General features: G+C 60.2%; 13 protein-coding genes. 5 read left to right on the forward strand and 8 right to left on the reverse strand.

The annotated features are described in order from the left end of the window. Nucleotides 1-21 precede the first annotated feature (21 nt). Entirely contained in the window at nucleotides 22-1,995 is a 1,974-nt protein-coding gene (locus tag PMI28_RS03245) for an alkyl/aryl-sulfatase (RefSeq protein WP_007991647.1), read from the reverse strand. A gap of 137 nt (nucleotides 1,996-2,132) precedes the next feature. Between PMI28_RS03245 and PMI28_RS03240 the strand changes: the two genes are divergently transcribed. From PMI28_RS03240 to PMI28_RS03225, 4 genes are all read left to right on the forward strand, one after another. Further along, nucleotides 2,133-2,801, forward strand: a complete 669-nt coding sequence (locus PMI28_RS03240; protein ID WP_007991649.1) for an ABC transporter ATP-binding protein — start codon at nucleotides 2,133-2,135, stop codon at nucleotides 2,799-2,801. A 1-nt stretch (nucleotide 2,802) separates the two neighbouring features. Further along, the gene (locus PMI28_RS03235; RefSeq protein ID WP_007991652.1) at nucleotides 2,803-5,274 is read left to right on the forward strand and encodes an ABC transporter permease; all 2,472 of its coding nucleotides are present in this window, start codon (nucleotides 2,803-2,805) and stop codon (nucleotides 5,272-5,274) included. Beyond that, nucleotides 5,264-6,340 (forward strand): lipocalin-like domain-containing protein, encoded by a 1,077-nt coding sequence (locus tag PMI28_RS03230; RefSeq protein WP_007991653.1) that lies wholly within the window; start codon nucleotides 5,264-5,266, stop codon nucleotides 6,338-6,340. Before PMI28_RS03235 ends, PMI28_RS03230 begins: the two co-directional genes overlap by 11 nt. Before the next feature lie 128 nt (nucleotides 6,341-6,468). Continuing rightward, nucleotides 6,469-7,047: a hypothetical protein gene (locus tag PMI28_RS03225; protein ID WP_007991655.1), complete on the forward strand. Its 579-nt coding sequence runs from the start codon at nucleotides 6,469-6,471 to the stop codon at nucleotides 7,045-7,047. A 447-nt stretch (nucleotides 7,048-7,494) separates the two neighbouring features. Here PMI28_RS03225 and PMI28_RS03220 read toward each other — a convergent pair whose 3' ends face one another. The 4 genes from PMI28_RS03220 to PMI28_RS03205 all read right to left on the reverse strand — a co-directional run bounded on the left by PMI28_RS03220 (nucleotide 7,495) and on the right by PMI28_RS03205 (nucleotide 12,307). Beyond that, the gene (locus PMI28_RS03220) at nucleotides 7,495-8,016 is read right to left on the reverse strand and encodes an Hcp family type VI secretion system effector (RefSeq protein ID WP_007991657.1); all 522 of its coding nucleotides are present in this window, start codon (nucleotides 8,014-8,016) and stop codon (nucleotides 7,495-7,497) included. Nucleotides 8,017-8,374: 358 nt separating this feature from the next. Next, nucleotides 8,375-9,754, reverse strand: coding sequence for a 2-oxoadipate dioxygenase/decarboxylase HglS (hglS, locus tag PMI28_RS03215; RefSeq protein WP_007991659.1), 1,380 nt, complete (start codon nucleotides 9,752-9,754; stop codon nucleotides 8,375-8,377). A gap of 119 nt (nucleotides 9,755-9,873) precedes the next feature. Further along, nucleotides 9,874-10,830, reverse strand: coding sequence for an alpha/beta fold hydrolase (locus PMI28_RS03210; RefSeq protein WP_007991661.1), 957 nt, complete (start codon nucleotides 10,828-10,830; stop codon nucleotides 9,874-9,876). A 22-nt stretch (nucleotides 10,831-10,852) separates the two neighbouring features. Then, nucleotides 10,853-12,307, reverse strand: coding sequence for a flavin-containing monooxygenase (locus PMI28_RS03205; protein WP_007991663.1), 1,455 nt, complete (start codon nucleotides 12,305-12,307; stop codon nucleotides 10,853-10,855). Nucleotides 12,308-12,505: 198 nt separating this feature from the next. Here PMI28_RS03205 and PMI28_RS03200 point away from each other — a divergent pair, with 198 nt between their 5' ends. Continuing rightward, a complete protein-coding gene (locus tag PMI28_RS03200; protein ID WP_007991665.1) occupies nucleotides 12,506-13,579 on the forward strand; it encodes a diguanylate cyclase in 1,074 nt (357 codons plus the stop codon). A gap of 198 nt (nucleotides 13,580-13,777) precedes the next feature. On the opposite strand, the gene PMI28_RS03195 is transcribed toward PMI28_RS03200, so the two are convergent. From PMI28_RS03195 to PMI28_RS03185, 3 genes are all read right to left on the reverse strand, one after another. Further along, nucleotides 13,778-14,647: an isocitrate lyase/PEP mutase family protein gene (locus tag PMI28_RS03195; RefSeq protein WP_007991667.1), complete on the reverse strand. Its 870-nt coding sequence runs from the start codon at nucleotides 14,645-14,647 to the stop codon at nucleotides 13,778-13,780. Between the two features lie 142 nt (nucleotides 14,648-14,789). Further along, nucleotides 14,790-15,824, reverse strand: coding sequence for an arginine N-succinyltransferase (astA, locus tag PMI28_RS03190; protein ID WP_007991671.1), 1,035 nt, complete (start codon nucleotides 15,822-15,824; stop codon nucleotides 14,790-14,792). Nucleotides 15,825-15,873: 49 nt separating this feature from the next. Beyond that, complete coding sequence (locus tag PMI28_RS03185; RefSeq protein WP_007991673.1) at nucleotides 15,874-16,890, reverse strand: arginine N-succinyltransferase; 1,017 nt, start codon at nucleotides 16,888-16,890, stop codon at nucleotides 15,874-15,876. Between the last annotated feature and the right edge of the window lie 583 nt (nucleotides 16,891-17,473).

A 17,473-nucleotide genomic window follows, 5' to 3' on the forward strand; every position in this document is an offset into this window, starting at 1 on the left:
CCTGTGGGAGCGAGTCTGGTTTCACGGGGTGACGATATTGAACTGCGGTGCAAAGGTATCGAGGCTGCTCATCAATTCCCCAAGCTTCTTGCCATTGCCTTGAAGCTTGATCAGGCCTTTCTGGATCGCCGACGGGATATCCAGTTGCTTGAGGCTGATCTGTTCCAGGGTGGCCTTGCTCATGGTTACGCTGGCATCCGCCTGGGCATTGAGACCGGCACGGTGGGTCAGCACGCCGTTGCGCAGGGTCAGGTTGAAGTCCTTGTTCTGATCCTCGAAGGTCCAGTTCAGGGTCAGGTCATGGCCTACGGCTTTTTCACTGTCCAGACGCACCGCCAGGAAGTCGAAGAACATCTGCGGGCTCATGGCCCGCACCATGTCCACCGACACCGAAGTGCCCGCATGGGGCGGCACGCCGGTGCGCAGTTCCATGGCACCGGTCAGGTACATGTTGCGCCAGGTGGCGTTTTCGCTTTGATAACCCAATTGCTCCAGCGCCTCGGCCTGGGCTTTGCGCGCATCGCTGTTGTCCGGGTTGGCGAACAGTAACTGATTGCCCAGTTGCGCGGCCCAGCGGTATTCACCCTTGGCCATTGCCGCCTGCATTTTCCCCAACGCTGCCGCGTCACCGCCCATGGCTTCGATCGTATGTCTGGCGGTTTCTACCGGTGGCAGCGGATTGAGGTTGGCCGGGTTACCGTCATAGAACCCCATGTAGCGTTGATACACCGCGCGCGTGTTGAAACTCAGCGAGCCGTAGTAGCCACGGGTGTACCACTTCTGGTCCAGGCTCCCGGGCAGTTTCTTGATTGAATCAGCGATCTCGACTGGCGTCAGGCCCTGGTTCAGCAGGTGCAAGGTACGGTCATTGAGGAAGGCGTACATGTCGCGCTGGTCGGCGAGGAAGGTGCGGATGCGTTCGCCGCCCCAGGTCGGCCAATTATGCTGTGCGAACAACACGTCGCTCTTGTCACCGTACCGCGCCAGGCTGTCGTCCAGGTACTCTGCCCAGGCCTTGGCGTCACGCACTTGCGCGCCGCGTGGGGTGAGGATGTTGTGCATCATTTGCGTGGCGTTTTCCGCCATGCACAAGGCGCGCAACTGCGGCAGGTACAGGTTCATTTCCGCCGGCGCCTCGGTGCCCGGGGTCAACTGGAATTCCACGTCGAGGCCAGCGATGGTGCGGGTTTCCAATTCCTTGTCGATCAGGTCGGTGGGCGGGATCAGGGTCACGGTGCCGCCGCTCGGCGTGCTCTTGCCCAGGCCGGCATCGACCTGGCCTTTTTCGCCACGGGGCAACAGGCTGCCGAACTGGAACTGCGCACGGCGGCTCATGGCGTTGCCGGCGTAGACGTTCTCGCTCATCACGTGTTCCATGAACCCGGCGGGGGCGAACACCTTGACCTTGCCGGCCTTGACGTCGGCCTCGTCGATGACCCCGCGCACGCCACCGAAGTGGTCGACGTGAGTGTGGCTGTAGATCACCGCCACCACCGGTTTGTGCGGACGGTTCTGGTAGTACAGTTCCAGTGCAGCCTTGGCGGTTTCGGCCATGGTCAGCGGGTCGATGATGATCAGCCCGTCGTCGCCTTCGATGATGGTCATGTTGGCCAGGTCAAGGCCGCGCACCTGATACAGCCGAGGGCTGACTTCGAACAATCCGGCATGGGCGCTGAGTTGGGCCAGGCGCCAGAGGCTCGGGTTGACCGACTCGGGGGCCTGATCCCTGGCGAGGAAGTCATAGGCCTGGATATCCCAGATGACCTTTCCCGAGGCGTCTTTGATCTGGCCCTTGAACGGCGCGATCAAACCTTTCTTGACCGACTCGTAGTCGGTGCGGTCGGTGAAGGGCAGTTGTTGCAGGACGGCGGCGTTACTGGCCGTGGTCTGCGGGCTGGCCGCGACCGGTCCGTCGGCGGCGACCACCGATTGCGCAAGGCAGGCAGTGATCAGGCAAGCGAGCAGGCCACGAGGGCTCAAGGTGAAACGAGGCATGGCGTCTCCGTTTTTTATCGTTATGGTTAGACCAGCTTCGAGGGTAGGGCGGGGCTAGGGCAGGGCGATCATCAGCAACGGACAAAAAACATTCAGGGCCGCTATTCTTGGACCACGCATATCCAGCAGGTTGACCCATGCTTGAAGTCCACGGCGTTTTCAAAAGCTACGCCACACCGCAAGGGCCGCTTCCGGTGCTGCAAGGCGTCGACCTGACGCTCAAGCCCGGCAGCAGCCTAGCGCTGATGGGCGAATCGGGCAGTGGCAAAAGCACGTTGTTGCACCTGATCGCCGGGCTGGACAAGGTCGATCGCGGCAGCATCCGCAGTGGCGAGCATTGCCTGGAACGGATGAATGAAGGGCAACTGGCGAACTGGCGTCGTACGGAAATCGGCCTGGTGTTCCAGCAATTCAACCTGATCGGCAGCCTGCGGGTCGAAGACAATCTGGCGATTCAGGCGCGTCTGGCCGGGCGCCACGACCCACGCTGGCAGGCGCATCTGGTGCGGCGCCTGGGCTTGGGCGAGTTGCTGCGGCGCTACCCGGAGCAACTGTCCGGCGGCCAGCAGCAACGGGTCGCACTGGGGCGGGCGTTGGCGTCGCGCCCGCCATTGCTGCTGGCCGACGAGCCCACCGGCAGCCTCGATGAAACTACCGGTGTCGAGGTGTTGCAGTTGATGCTGGAATTGCTCGACGACAGCCCCACCAGCCTGTTGATGGTCACCCACAGTTCCGGTGTGGCGGCACGGTTGGCGGAAAAAGCGCTGTTGTGCGGTGGTCGTCTGGCCGGTGCGGACGAGCGCTGACATGCGCATCTTTGGCGAAACCCTGCGCGCGCTGCTCAGCCATTGGCGGCAGCATCCGGTGCAGTTTTTCAGTGTACTGACCGGGCTGTGGCTGGCTACCAGTCTGTTGACCGGCGTCCAGGCACTTAACAGTCAGGCGCGCGACAGCTATGCCCGGGCCAGCCGGTTGATCGGCGGCGAACCCCAGGCCAGCCTCAGTGCACCCGGAGGCGGCACGTTCCCACAGCAATGGTTTATCGATCTGCGCCGCGCGGGGTGGCCGGTGTCACCGGTGCTGCAAGGGCGGGTCACGCTCAAGGGGCATGAAGAGCAGCGTCTGCAGTTGATGGGCATCGAGCCGGTGTCGTTGCCGGCGGGCGCGGCGGTGGCCGGGCAGGCCTTGGCGATCGAACAGGTTGTCGGTTTTTTCAGCGCGCCGGGAAGTACCTGGATATCGTCGCAAACCTTGCAGGCACTGGGATTGCGCGAAGGTGACCGGCCATTGAACCTGACTGGCGTGGCACTGCCGCCGCTGCATGTGCAGGCCGATATGGTGCCCGGAGTGCTGCTGGTGGACATCGGTTTTGCCCAGCAGATTCTCGGGTTGCCGGATCAACTGTCGCGACTGTTGTTACCGAAGGATTACACCGCGACGCTGCCCGATCCGTTCAAGGGACAGCTGCAACTCAAGAGCGCCGACGAAGAAAACAACCTGGCGCGCCTGACCGAAAGCTTTCACCTGAACCTCGACGCCCTGGGGGTGCTGTCGTTCGTGGTCGGCCTGTTTATCGTGCACGCCGCCATCGGGCTGGCGCTGGAGCAACGGCGAGGTTTGCTGCGGACCTTGCGTGCCTGCGGTGTGAGTGCGCGGATGTTGATCGCTTGTCTCGCCGTCGAACTGGCTGGATTGGCCCTGATCGGCGGTGTGGCCGGAGTGATCAGCGGTTACCTGCTGGCCGGCGTGTTGTTGCCGGATGTCGCCGCCAGCCTGCGGGGCTTGTACGGTGCCGAAGTGGCGGGGCAGTTGCGCCTCAGCCTGTCATGGTGGTTCAGCGGTATTGGCCTGGCTCTGATTGGCGCGTTGCTGGCCGGTGCCAACAGTCTGCTGCGGGCGGCGCGCTTGTCATTGCTGGCACTGGCCGATCCGCAGGCCTGGCATCAGGCCCATGCACACTGGTTGCAACGCCAGGGTTGGGTGGCAGCAATAGCCGGGGTGACAGGGCTGCTGGCGTTGATTTTCGGCGACAGCCTGGTCAGTGGCTTCGTGCTGATGGCCGCGCTGTTGATCGGTGCCGCGCTGGCGTTACCGGTGGTGCTCAGTGCGCTGCTCAACCTCGGGTTGCAGCGCAGTCGCTCGGTGCTTGGCCAGTGGTTTGTTGCCGATTGCCGCCAGCAACTTCCGGCGTTGAGCCTGGCGTTGATGGCGCTGCTGCTGGCCATGGCGGCAAACATCGGTGCCGGCAGCATGACCGCGGGGTTCCGCCAAACCTTCAGCAACTGGCTCGAACAACGGCTGACGGCCGAGCTTTACCTCAATCCACAGAACCCGGCCCAGGCCAGGGAGCTGCACAGTTGGCTCAACCAGCAGCCGCAACTGGCGGCGGTGCTGCCCAACTGGCAGGTGTCGATCCAGTTGCAGGGCTGGCCGACGGACCTGTCCGGGATCATCGACCACCCGACCTATCGCCAGCACTGGCCATTGCTCGAAGCCTTGGGCGACAACCCTTGGGAACGACTGGCCAAGGACGATGCGGTGATGCTCAGCGAACAACTGGCCCGGCGCCTGCACGTGCAACTGGGCGATCACCTGACGCTGCCGACGCCAACCGGCCCGTGGTCGCCGAGAATCGTCGGGATCTACGCCGACTACGGCAATCCCAAGGGTCACATCCTGGTCAACATCAACCACCTGTTACGCGGCTGGCCGCAACTGACGCCGAATCGTTTCAACCTGCGCATCGAACCGGCGTCGATCCCGGCGTTCGTCACGGCACTACAGGCGCGTTTTACCCTGGACGACAGCCGCATCGTCGATCAGGCGCGGCTCAAGGGCTGGTCCACGCAAGTCTTCGAACGCACCTTCGCCGCCACCGCCGCGCTCAACAGCTTGACGTTGTGCGTGGCCGGCGTGGCGCTGTTCATCAGTCTGTTGACCCAAAGCCAGAGCCGTCTCGGACAACTGGCGCCGCTGTGGGCGCTGGGCGTGACACGTCGGCATTTGATGTTGCTCAACCTCGGGCAAACCTGGTTGCTGGCGCTGCTGACCCTGGTGCTAGCGTTGCCGTTGGGTATTGCCCTGGCGTGGTGCCTGGACACGGTGATCAACGTGCAGGCCTTTGGCTGGCGCCTGCCGTTGCGGGTGTTTCCACTGCAACTGGTGCAGTTGATGGGGCTGGCACTGGTGGCGACGTTATTGGCCTCGGCCTGGCCGTTGTACCGTTTGTACCGCACGCAACCGGCGGACCTGCTGCGGACGTTTGCCCATGAAGATTAAGGTCGGCGTATTGCTCCTGGCGCTGCTGTCGAGCGGTTGCGATCAACCGGCACCGATAGAAAAGGGGTTTGCCGGGCTGGGCAACCAGGCTGCCGCGTTCACCCCGGTGGTGCCCGGTCGGGTGTTCAGCTTCCCGGCGGATCACGGCCCGCACGACGGCTTTCGCATCGAATGGTGGTACGTCACGGCCAACCTGAAGGACGATCAGGGGCGTGAGTTCGGCGCGCAATGGACGTTGTTCCGCAGCGCCTTGAAAGCCACCCCCGAAGGGGCGGGATGGCAGAATCAGACCATCTGGCTCGGCCATGCGGCGGTGACGTCGGCGACCGTGCACTACGCGGCCGAACGCTACGCCCGTGGTGGCGTCGGTCAGGCCGGTGTCAGCGTTGCGCCGTTCAATGCATGGATCGATGACTGGCAGTTGCGTAGCCAGGCGACTGTCGACAACCCGTTGGCCGACCTGCAACTCAGTGCCCGCGATCAGCGTTTCAGCTACCGGCTGCGGTTGACCTCGACAGGTCCTCTGGTGCTTCAGGGGGACCAGGGGTTCAGCCAGAAATCCGAACAGGGCCAGGCCTCCTACTACTACAGCCAGCCGTTTTTCCAGGCCAGCGGCACGCTGGAAATCGACGGCAAAACCTTTCTGGTCAGTGGCCCGGCCTGGCTCGACCGCGAATGGAGCAGCCAGCCCCTGACGAGCAACCAGACCGGTTGGGACTGGTTCTCCCTGCACCTGGACAGCGGCGAGCAAGTGATGCTGTATCGTATGCGACAAAAGGACGGCGAGCCTTACCTCACCGGCACCTGGATCGACGCCCGGGGTCAGACACAATTGCTCCACGCCAGTGACATTAGCCTGACGCCGCAAGACACCGCCAGCGTTGCCGGGCACGACATGCCCATTCGCTGGTCGATCAAAATCCCCGCCAAACACCTTGATATCGCCATCACCGCGCTCAACCCCCAGTCCTGGATGGACTTGCGCATACCCTACTGGGAAGGCCCGGTGCGCCTCAGTGGCAGTCATGCAGGGAACGGATATCTGGAAATGACCGGTTACCAGTAACCTGCGCCACGAAAATCAGTGGCCCGCAGCGACCACTCGCCGAACAGCGTCTATGCTCATCGCACACATGGCGTTGAGCCCGGATTCAACGCCGTCTGTTGCCATCTATCACAGGGAAAGTTCTGCCTATGAAACGCCACGCACTGACCAAAGCCATCACCCTCGCAACCTTGCTGTCTGCCGCCAGTTTTGGCGCGGTTGCCGCCGAACTCCCGTTGTCCGAAGTTGTGGTGGTTGATCAGGTCGCCACCAAAGTCGTTTCGGTAGATAACGCAAACCGTATCGTGGTCCTGAAAGGCCCGCAGGGTAATGAATTCCCTGTGCAACTGACCGACAAGGCGAAAAACCTCGATAAACTCAAGGCCGGCGACACGGTCGACATCAGGGTCACCAGCGCCGTTGCAGCCTACCTCGACACCGATGTCGACAAAGGCCTGCCCGGCACCGCCGAAGCCACCGGTGAAGTGCGTGCTGCACCAGGTAGCGCCAACCCGGGCGGCGAAGCTTACCGTCAGGTGAAAGTGCAGCTGAAAATCACCCACATTGACCTGAAGAAAAACCAGGTGACCTTCGAAAATCCGCAAGGCCAGTCCAAGAAAGTCGATGTCAAACGACCTGAAGTCCAGGCCAAACTCAAGGACTTGAAAGTCGGGCAAAGCGTTAACGTGGTTTACACCGACATATTGTCGGTGACCAGCAAGCACTGATATTGAGTAATGGCTCTATATGGGTTGATTGTTTTTATGCAAGTTTTGTATAGGAATAATCAGCTCATATGGTCGAACTGGTGAGTTTAAGGTTCCATGCGGCATAGTATTTAAGTCGACATTTTGTTAAACATTGTGTCGATAAATTTCATCTTCGTACTGCGGACATATTAGTTCGCTTCTACTAAAATACCCTCCGTTCGCCCAGTGTCAGGGCTCTTTACCAGTGCATGGATTGCCGAGGCCATTGCACTGGGCGAACACTTTCTCCGCTGTATTAAAAGTTTCGGTTATAAAAATGGGCGACCTGTAGGTCGCCCATTTTTTTGTCGAGCCTTGGCTGAATGACCCGGTTCTTTTTATTGATTTGTGAAAGGTCGATCAGCCATGGTTTTTATTGACTTGAACAACATCGGTCGAAGGGCCGATGTTTGCGTCCTGTGAGACTTAACCGCCAGCGACCGGAATGCGCCAGTCATCGTGGCCTGTCGTGTTGGAGTTGTGGTGTGTCCAGGTGATTTTCCGGTAGGAAAAATGTACGTCCTCCAGATGCGTGAAATGTGCGGTCGCCGGGTCCTGGCAGTTGTGCATGTAGTCCTTGATATTGACGATGATTGCGTCTTCCAGAACCGTTGAGTAATAGTGCTCTTGCGTGCCTTGAGCCGAGGTACGGAACCACTGGATTTCGACCTGGGGCAACTTCTCGCCCGTACACAGGGCCGCCAATAGCAGTGGCGAGGACTTGTCGAACACTTTGGTGATCACTACGGGTTTGTGAATGCGTTGACCGGTGGGTTGGCCGGACTGCGGGTCACGAGGGATGATCACTTCGTGACTGAAGCCCTGGACCATGACTTGATTTTCGTGACCCTCCTGGTAGATGTTGCCAACGGAGTCGGCGGTGAATGCACCGGCAGTGATCAAACCTTGTTTCTCGCCCGTGATGGACATGTACGCGGGTGTAGCCATGCAGGCTCTCCTTGCTCAAACGTGAGGTTGCCCGTGAGGCAGCATTACCTCCTGGGGACCTGACAGATAACAAGGACTGTGCCACGACTTATAAAATCGATATAAATCAGAAAGTTATGATTTTATTTCGAGATTTGCAGGCTTTTCTGCAGAAGAAAACGCGGAAATTTACGCAAGAACTTGCACAGCATCGCGCAGGTTCTTGCGTACCGGGTTGAGGGGCCTGACAAGCAGGCTCTTCAGCCTGAAAATAAGGCGTTTTCGTGGATTCGACCGGGCGATTTCTTGCACACCAAGGCGCTGCGTCATAACCGAGGCAACCCTTCGGTTCACCCGCTGAAACCTGTCGTGTCGAGGCCTACTGGCCCAACGCAGCGAAACACTGTTCGATCGAACGCCGTTGGCTCTCGGCATACAGCTCCAGCTCATCGATCGTCGAACGTCCCAAGGCCTTTTCGAACGCTTGCTGATTGGAGTGTTCACCGTAGCGTGTTTGCGCTGCGTCCCCCAGGTTTGACTGAAAGATCCCTGCCGCGCTGACCGGCAGGAAGTCTTCGTACACCAACGGTTCAACCCGCAGGAAGCCGCTGCCGAGCAGGTCTTCCAGGGAAGTGTTTTTAAGGTCGCCCGCCGCCAGGCCTTTTTCCGTCACAAAGTAGCGAAAATAAGCCAGGCCCTGTTGGCGCATGCCTTCCCAAGTGTCAGGAAATTCGCTGAAATGCTGCGTCATCAGGGCGTTATAGCGCGCGGCGTTGGCTTCGTTGGGGAAGTCCTTGAGTTCGTCCCGTGCGGCATTGAGCAAGCGGTCGTAGAGTGCGCGGCCTTTGGGCGTGAGGGCGGCACCGCGCTGTTCGATTTCGCCGAAACGGGCACTGTGGCTGCCGCGAGCCTCGTTTTGATCGGTGAAGGCAATCGGCTCGTCCAGGGCCTTGAAACTGGTCTGGCGCAGCAGGATCGGGCACTGGCGGCGGGGTGGACCTTCGATCACCGCTTTGGGGGTGATGCCATGGGCCGGCATTTGCGTCTGCACGATATCGATGTCCAGGGTCCGCGGTGTCAGGTGGTTGATGTGCGGGCCCTTGAACGCCACCACGTCGGCGATCAGGCGATGCTGGGCGCTGAGCTTTTGATACTGCTCGGCGGTGACGGTGGCGCTGTGGTGCCAGCGGAACGTTTCCAGTGCCTGTTCGACGAACTCAAGGGCTTCCTGCCCGGTCAGGCCACCCAGGGATTCGGCGCGCTCGATGAGCGTGAGGGCCGTGGGGGTGAAGATCGAGCGCTGGTCGAGCATCGACCGGGCGAACGCTCGCAATTCCAGGTCTTCGATCAATTCCAGGCGCAACAGCGAGGTGAATACCCGGAACGGGCTGACCTGCAATGACGCTTCATGCACCGCGCGAAACGCCGTGGAATGTACCGGTACGCCAGCCGGAGTCAGGTCGTAGTAACCCACCGGTTGCATGCCCATCACCGCGAACAGGCGGGCGAGGGTGGCCAGTTCATCGGCCGTTCCGACGCGGATCGCACCATGACGCTCCAGATCCAGTCGCTCGATTTCGCCGGTGCTTTTGAGCTGCTGCAGGATGTGCGGATCGCTGTCCAGCACGTGGCGGTTAGTCTGCTCCACCAGTTCCATCAACGCGCCGTACAACGGCACTTCCTCGCGATACATGTCGGACATCGCTTTGGAGAAGCGTTGGCGGATCAGGTCAGGGCTGACGAAGTTCGGGTGGTTCATGAACAGGATTCCTGGCGCGGTGACGTAAAGGATGGACGAAAGATCGCAGCCTTCAGCGACGCCGACAAACGAAGTTTCTGACGAACTTCATTCTGCAAAGGACTGCTAGGGGCCGCCCCCTAGTGCAGTCTTTGATCCTGTGGACTCTCCGAGCGCAGCGATGCCAAAAACTCCCGATACAGGCGCGCCGAACCGGATGGCGCTTCCACCATGGGCATGTGCCCGACGGCGTCCCAGATATGCACACGCAGGTCGGCGATGCCCTTGCTCCAGACCGCCACGCTGCTGACATCGATCAGCCGGTCCTTGCGCCCCCATAGCAACAGCGCCGGGGCGGTGATGTCGGGCAGGTGCGGTTCCATCGGCGGGCTGGCGCGGAAATCCCGGAAGATTTCTTCCAGTTCCTCGCGGGACTGTTCATAGCGCTGGGCGACGGCATCGAGCACGAGCTTCGGTACCCAGGGCGGTGAAGCCATGGTCATGGCGTAGAACCGCTGGAATTCTTCCCGCGAGTGAATCAGAAACGGGTTGTGGCCCTTGGCCAAATGCCGCTCAAGGTCACTGGGTTCTGGCGAAGTGACCCCGGCCGGGTCAATCAGGGCCACGGACACAATGCGCTCCGGGTAAGTGGCCGCGAGCCATGCCGCCATGTAGCCACCCATGGAGTTGCCGATGACATGGACTTTTTCGACGCCGCACACATCCAGCAGCTGGATCATGCGCTTGGCCTGCAGCGGGATGTCATAGCCGCCGCCTGCCTTGAAGCCGGTTTCGCCATGGCCGGCGATGTCCGGGATGATCACTCGATGGCTACCGACAAAGTGCCGGGCGAAACGCAGCCAGAGGTTCTTGTCGGCGCTGAAGCCATGGAGCATCAGCACATTGCTGGTGGCTTCGTACGGCCCGCCTTGCCAGGTCGAGACGGTCATCTCGGGGATGGGCACGACGATTTTGTGCAGCCGGTACAACTTGGCCTCGGCCGCCATGTTCAGGTCATAGAGCCAGTAGCCGATGGCCGGGTAGGTCAGCCAGCTCCAGGCGACGAACACTGCGAGAACGACGAACAACAAAAGCATCACGCGTCTCCCTTCTATCAGCTCAGGACAAAATGTGATCGGCGGGTTTCAGCGCTCGGGTCAAGCGATGAAAGCTGAAGCTGAACCCGGGAAACATGGCAATCACATGACCGCTCTTGCTTTGGTACCAACTGTGGCAACCACCGGACTTCCACACGGTACGTTCCATTTCGCGGTGGATCATTTCAGTGTAGGTACGTTCCGCTTCATGGCGAACTTCGATGCTGCTCAAACCTTGCGCCTTCAAGGTGCGAATACAATCGAGGATGTAGTTCATCTGGGATTCGATGATGAACAGCGCCGAAGTGTGGCCAATGCCGGTGTTCGGCCCGGTGACGATGAACAGGTTGGGGAAGTCCGGCAGGGCGGTGCCAAGGTAGGCACGCGGGTACGGTGCCCAGACATCCTTCAGACGGGTGCCGTTTTTGCCCGTTACCGGGTAGGAAATCACCCCGTCGGTGGCGTCGTAGCCGGTGGACCAGACGATCAGGTCCACGTCGATGTGTTGGCCATCGAGGGTAACGATGCCGGTTTCGTCGATGGCCGCGATGCCTTGCTCGCGGCTGTGCAGCGTTACGTTGCTGCGCGTCAGTGCCGGGTACAGCGTGCTGGACAGAATCACCCGTTTGCAGCCGATGGTGTAGTCCGGCGTCAGTTTGCGCCGTAGTTCGGCATCCGGCACCTGGTGTTTGAGAAAGCGCAGGGCCTGGCGCTGGACCCTGTGCACGGCCGGCTTCGAATACTTGAAGCCAAACACCCGGGTTTCGAATTGCCAGTAGATCCACCAGCGCAGCAGCTTGTAGGCTGGCTTGAGCCCCAGCAGCCAACGCTGCAAGCGGCTGAATCTGCGGTCTGCGCGGGGCAACACCCAGTGGGGAGTGCGCTGGAACACATGCAAGTGCCCGACTTCCGGCGCAATGGCCGGTATAACCTGGGCCGCACTGGCGCCGCTGCCGACGATGGCCACGCGTTTTTGCCGGTAGTCGTAGTTGTGATTCCAGTTGTTGGTGTGAAACGTCTTGCCCTGAAAGCGTTCCAGGCCGTCGAAGTGCGGAACCACCGGCTGGCTCAGCGGCCCGGTGGCGTTGATCAGGAACTGCGCACAAAACGTGCCTTTGCTGGCGGTGTACACCGTCCAGCGCTTGTTGGCGTCGTCCCATTCGATGTGCTCGACATTCGCGCCCAGTTCCACCTTGTCCCGCAGGCCGAAGTGTTCCACCACATGGCGGGTGTAGCGGTGCAGTTCGGCCTGTTCGGCGAACATTTGCGTCCAGCGATACGGGGCGAAAGACAAGGAGTACAGCGGCGAAGGCACATCGACCGCCGCGCCGGGATAGGTGTTCTGGCACCAGGTGCCGCCGAAGAAATCCCGTCGCTCCAACAGGCGAAAATCGTCGATGCCGGCCTTGAGCAAATTGATTGCGGCACATTGGCCACCAAACCCGCTGCCGATGATCAATACTTGAAAGGTCTGCATGGGCCTCCTCTTATGGTCATTGATCAACCCTTATTTCATGTATAGCCGTTTCTTGAGACGAGGCTTTTGCTTTTATTCGAGCGTGATAGGCGGATATTCAGCCCGCCAGCCGGTGATGGCTATTTAATGTCGCCCTGATAGACTGCAGCGCATAGGCACAGGCTGTTATCGCATTCCGTTGAGTGGCACAGAGGCCCTATGGCAAAAACGGGAGGACAGGGATTTTCATTGGCCAGGAGGCTCTATACATCGCGAATCCTGGGGGTAGCCTTGGGATTGGTGTGTGTGAGCGCGGCGATGTATCCACTCGATCCGGCGCCCTGGGTCTGGGGGTTCATGTGGTTCAATGGCCTGGTCTGGCCGCACCTGGCTTACCAATGGGCGCGCCGGGCCAGAAAGCCTTATCACGCCGAACACCGCAATCTGCTGATCGATGCCTTTCTCGGCGGCTTCTGGATTGCCGCCATGCATTTCAATCCACTACCCAGCGCGACCACCATTTCCATGATGGCTATGCACAACGTGGCCATCGGCGGCTTACGCTTCCTGCTGGCCGGGACTGCCGCGCAGGTGTTGGGCCTCTGCGTTGGCTTGCAGATTTTTGCCCCGGCGCTCATTCCTGCCACCAGCCCGGTGCAACTCTATGCCTGTTTGCCCTTGCTGTGCCTGTATCCGTTGTCCTTGGGCTGGATCTGCTTCCGCCAGGCCCATACCCTCGGCCTTCAGAAGCGTGAACTGCTGGCACTGAGCCGCACCGACAGCCTGACGGGCCTGCTGAACCATGGTGCCTGGAAGGACCAACTGGAGGTCGAATTCCAGCGTTGCAAACGCCAGCAAAAGGGCGGCGCGATCGCGCTGATCGACATCGACCATTTCAAGGCCATCAATGACACCTACGGTCATGTTGCCGGCGACATCGTTTTGCGTCAGTTGAGCAAAATGCTCAAGCAAAACCTGCGAGCGACCGATGTGGCAGGGCGCTACGGCGGTGACGAGTTTTGCGTGATCCTTCCCGACCTGCCCCTGAACCGCGCCGCCGCCGTCATGGATGCCCTGCGTGATCGCTTCGCCACCTTGGGGTACGAACAGAGCCCGGCACTGAAAGTCAGCCTGAGCATTGGCATGGCATCATTCAACCCGACCCACGCCGACGCGACGTTTTGGCTCAATGACGCCGATCATGCGCTATACGAAGCCAAAACCACCGGGCGCAATCGCGTGATCTGTTGCGGTGACGGCAAACCCCATCACGAACTGCTCGACTCCGCCTGACCGTCCACTGCAAAACCTGTGGGAGCGGGCTTGCCCGTGAAGGCGGCGTGTCAGATGGCAGGGATGCTGGCTGTGATGGCCCCTTCGCGAGCAAGCCCGCTCCCACAATTGATCGCAGGTGTATGCAAATGATGTGCTCACCGCAAATCCACTGTGGGAGCGGGCTTGCTCGCGAAGGCGGTGTGTCGGTTTAAACCGTCATTCCTTCACGCTCATGAACTCTTCCGCGTAGCGGATGTATTCCTCGGGTTGCGTGTAGGTGTGAGTCAGTTCGGTCGCGCTCAGGTCCGACGTCTGGGTGAGGATCTGGCGTTGCTCACGCAGGCTGTCGTAGGTCGCCTTGATCGCGGCGAAGTACGCGCCATGGCCGTCGATGGTCACGCGTACACCCAGTTCGGCCAGGCGTTTGTCATCGCGTAGCAGCGGGTTGCCGTAGGTCACCAGCATCAGCGGCACACTCAGATGCTCGGCGATCTGTTCCAGATGGTCGAAGTCCTTTACGCCCACCATGCAGATCCCGTCGGCTCCGGCACGCTGGTATTGCCGGGTGCGGCTGATGATTTCCTGCACCGGCAGAATCCCTGCGTGGGTGCGGGCGATGATCGCCATTTCCTTATCGCAGCGGGCTTCCAGTGCCGCGCGGATCTTGCCGACGCCTTCGGCGACCGTGATCAGGTCGGTGGACTTACGGCCGAACTGTGCAGGCAGCAGCGTGTCTTCGATGGTCAGCGCGGCGACGCCGGCACGTTCGAGTTCGACGATGGTGCGCATGACATTGAGCGCGTTGCCGTAGCCGTGGTCGGCGTCGGCAATCACCGGCAACTGGGCGACACGGCCGATGCGGGTGGCCTGTTCCGCGAATTCGCTGAGGGTGATCAAGGCAAAGTCAGGGGCACCCAGCACTTGCAGCGATGCGACCGAACCACCGAGGATCCCGACTTCGAAGCCCAGGTCGGCGGCGATGCGGGCCGACATCGGGTCGAAAACCGAGGCCGTGTGGTAGCAAGTGTTGGAGGCGAACAGTTGGCGAAAATTGCGGCGCAAATCTTGATGGGAAAGCCTGGACATATGAGTTCCACCAATGGAATGGAAGGGCTTGAGCAAAAGTGTCAACGCCAAAGAAATAAAAGGCTATCACGCGGGCAAGGAGAGAATGATGACGAATTTGCTGGGTAAGGCCGATTGACGTTGCAACGATGGACCTGTTAAGTCACGCCGCCACGGCCTGTTGCCGTTGGTCAAGCAGCGGCACGGCGCGCACCGAGTCGCCGGGTTGTAGCTGCAAGCGCTTGGCGGTCTGGCGATCAACCACCAGGCTGTTGCCCATTTGTCGGGCCGGGGCGCAGGTAATGCGACAGTTTTCCAGGCGACGGTTGTGGATCAGCCAGATGGGTGCTTTATCGTCCGGCGAGCCGATGTCCAGTAACAGCGGTTGGCTGTCGCGCACGGTGCGAACCCCGGAAACCGGGGCTTCGATGACCGGTCCGCCGTCGAAGATATCGATGTAGCCCTTGTGGGCAAACCCCTCGGCGCTGAGGATTTTCAGGGCCGGCTCGGTATTCGGATGGGCCTTGCCGATCACCGCCTGGGCCTGTTCGGTGAGCAGGCAGGTGTACAGCGGCTGGCGCGGCATCAGTTCAGCGATGAACGATTTGTTGCCCAGCCCGGACAAGTGATCGGCGTAGCTGAAATCCATTTTGAAAAAGTGCCGACCAAGGCTGTCCCAGAACGGCGAGCCACCTCGTTCGTCGGCACTGCCGCGTAATTCGGCGATGAGCCGGTTGCCGAACAGCTGCGTAAACTCGGCCACAAACAAAAAACGCCCGAGCGACAGCAGGCGGCCGTTGCTTGCCCGGCGTTGATCGGGACGCAGGTACAACGAGCAGACTTCCGATTGCCCGGTCAATTCATTGCTCAGGAACAGGGTCGGGATCTGGCGCTGGATACCCAGGTCCGCTGAAGCGCTGACCGTCAGTCCGACCCGGTAGTTGTACCAGGGCTCGCGCAGGCCGACGCCACCTGTCAGGGCGCTGACGCCCACCACTTGCTGCTCGTCGTCCTCGAGCACGAACAGATAATCGGCATCGGCGCGATCGACCTGCCCGGCGAAAGTGCGTTGGGCCCAGCGGATCCGGTGAGCCAGGCGCTCTTCATCGGCCGGCAGGCTGGTGAGCTCGGGACTGGCCTGACGCACCAGCGTAAACACGGCAGGCAGGTCGGTGATCTGGACTGGACGGACAATCATGCTGCAGTTCCTTGTTCACATGTGCTCGGGTATTGAACCTGGAGGGTGTTCACAGGGCAATCAGCCTGATCGGGCTGCCCTCGGTTACCTTCAGTGCCTTGCACATGGCGGTGTCCAGCGTGACGGGTTGCCCGGTGATGTAGTCAAGATCGGCGACGATGGCCCGATAATCCTTCAAGGAGTCGTTGCTCACCAGATAGCTGCCACGGGCATCGATCATCGGTCCCGGTTGCGTTACGCCGCGCTGGCTGTGGGCGATGGAACGAATGCCCGACGTGCGCGCGTGCAGTGTAGGGCCTCCATCGAACAGATCGATGTAACTGTTGGTTTCGAAGCCTTCACGTTCGAGGATATCGAAGGCTTCCTGGCCATCGGGGTGGATGCTGCCGATGCAGTCCTGTGCCGCCCGGGGCAGCATGGGCACGTAAATCGGGTACTGCGGCATCAGTTCGGCGAGAAAGGTGCGACTCTGCAGGCCGCAAAGCCGTTCGGCCTCGACGTAGGGCAAGTCGAAGAAATGCTTGCCCACGGCGTCCCAAAATGGCGAGTGGCCTTCATCACTGCTGTAGCCGACGATTTCAGTGATCACCGTTTCGGAAAAGCGCCGGGCATGGGCGGCGATGAACAACAGGCGCGCCCGCGACAGCAGTTCGGAGTGCGCGGTGCGCACCAACGCGGCATCGATATGGAAACCCCGCAGCAAGGTGTGGCCACTGAGGTCGTGACACAACGACAAGGCCGGTACGCCGTGCTCGATGTTCAGTTCCCTCGAGGCACTGGTGAAGTGCCGGTTACGCAAGCTGTAGAACGGCTCGCTGTACCCCGCCGTGGCGAGGATTTCCGAGCAGCCGACCAAGTGCTGCGTCGTCAGGTCTTCGAGCACAAAGAAATAATTTTCCGGGCCATGACCATCGACGTCCTTTTCAAATGAGGCACAGGAGTCGAGGATTTTTTCGCGCAACCGTTCGCTATCGTCGGGCAGGGACGTGACGCCCACAAGACTTTCACGAGCCAGCCTCTGCAACTGGGGCAGGTCGGCCAACTCGACTGGACGCAAGACCATCATGGAGACACTCCTGTATCAAACGACTCGGCGGTTTGAGCCGAACCTGACTATCACTGTCGGTTTTGCCACACATTAAATCGATGGTCGTCTGAACGTTGTCAGGCGCCACTCTTTTTCTTGTCAGATATTTCTTGGGATTGACTGCATTAAACGAGGAACGGAAGGTTCGGCCGGAGACGGTGCCTGACCAGGCGCATTGATCGGGTGTTCGAGAAAGGGCATCCGGGCTCCTGCTGGATGAGCGTGGAACATGTTTTAACAGTCCGTTGAAAGGAGTATTTAATTATCGCGTACTGCCTGTCTAGTTAATTTTTGCGTGGTCTGTCCGTGTCCGAAAAAGGGGCGAAATGCCTGTACTAAAGGGCTACGCCGATGTCGTAAAGTCTTGTAAGACATTGCCTGAGTTGCGGTCAGCCATAACAGAAAACCTGTCAGGAAATGCCTGAAGGAATCAGTTTCAAACAGGAAAATTAAACACCCACGGGTCTAATGCCAGTCAGTTAAACGGTAATGCGATCTGTAGCAGCTGCCGAGCCCGCGAGGCTGCGTTCGGCTGCGAAGCAGTCGTAAAATCAGTCATTGC

Origin of the sequence: Pseudomonas sp. GM48 (assembly GCF_000282335.1) — a bacterium.
In the GTDB taxonomy this organism is placed as follows: domain Bacteria; phylum Pseudomonadota; class Gammaproteobacteria; order Pseudomonadales; family Pseudomonadaceae; genus Aquipseudomonas.

What these genes read in the sequence shown, in the direction of transcription:
- PMI28_RS03240 (WP_007991649.1), top strand. Translation starts at nt 2,133, where the DNA reads ATGCTTGAAGTCCACGGCGTTTTCAAAAGCTACGCCACACCGCAAGGG.
- PMI28_RS03220 (WP_007991657.1), bottom strand. Translation starts at nt 8,016, where the DNA reads ATGGCTACACCCGCGTACATGTCCATCACGGGCGAGAAACAAGGTTTG.
- PMI28_RS03230 (WP_007991653.1), top strand. Translation starts at nt 5,264, where the DNA reads ATGAAGATTAAGGTCGGCGTATTGCTCCTGGCGCTGCTGTCGAGCGGT.
- hglS (WP_007991659.1), bottom strand. Translation starts at nt 9,754, where the DNA reads ATGAACCACCCGAACTTCGTCAGCCCTGACCTGATCCGCCAACGCTTC.
- PMI28_RS03205 (WP_007991663.1), bottom strand. Translation starts at nt 12,307, where the DNA reads ATGCAGACCTTTCAAGTATTGATCATCGGCAGCGGGTTTGGTGGCCAA.
- PMI28_RS03225 (WP_007991655.1), top strand. Translation starts at nt 6,469, where the DNA reads ATGAAACGCCACGCACTGACCAAAGCCATCACCCTCGCAACCTTGCTG.
- PMI28_RS03185 (WP_007991673.1), bottom strand. Translation starts at nt 16,890, where the DNA reads ATGATGGTCTTGCGTCCAGTCGAGTTGGCCGACCTGCCCCAGTTGCAG.
- PMI28_RS03235 (WP_007991652.1), top strand. Translation starts at nt 2,803, where the DNA reads ATGCGCATCTTTGGCGAAACCCTGCGCGCGCTGCTCAGCCATTGGCGG.
- astA (WP_007991671.1), bottom strand. Translation starts at nt 15,824, where the DNA reads ATGATTGTCCGTCCAGTCCAGATCACCGACCTGCCTGCCGTGTTTACG.
- PMI28_RS03245 (WP_007991647.1), bottom strand. Translation starts at nt 1,995, where the DNA reads ATGCCTCGTTTCACCTTGAGCCCTCGTGGCCTGCTCGCTTGCCTGATC.
- PMI28_RS03200 (WP_007991665.1), top strand. Translation starts at nt 12,506, where the DNA reads ATGGCAAAAACGGGAGGACAGGGATTTTCATTGGCCAGGAGGCTCTAT.
- PMI28_RS03210 (WP_007991661.1), bottom strand. Translation starts at nt 10,830, where the DNA reads ATGCTTTTGTTGTTCGTCGTTCTCGCAGTGTTCGTCGCCTGGAGCTGG.
- PMI28_RS03195 (WP_007991667.1), bottom strand. Translation starts at nt 14,647, where the DNA reads ATGTCCAGGCTTTCCCATCAAGATTTGCGCCGCAATTTTCGCCAACTG.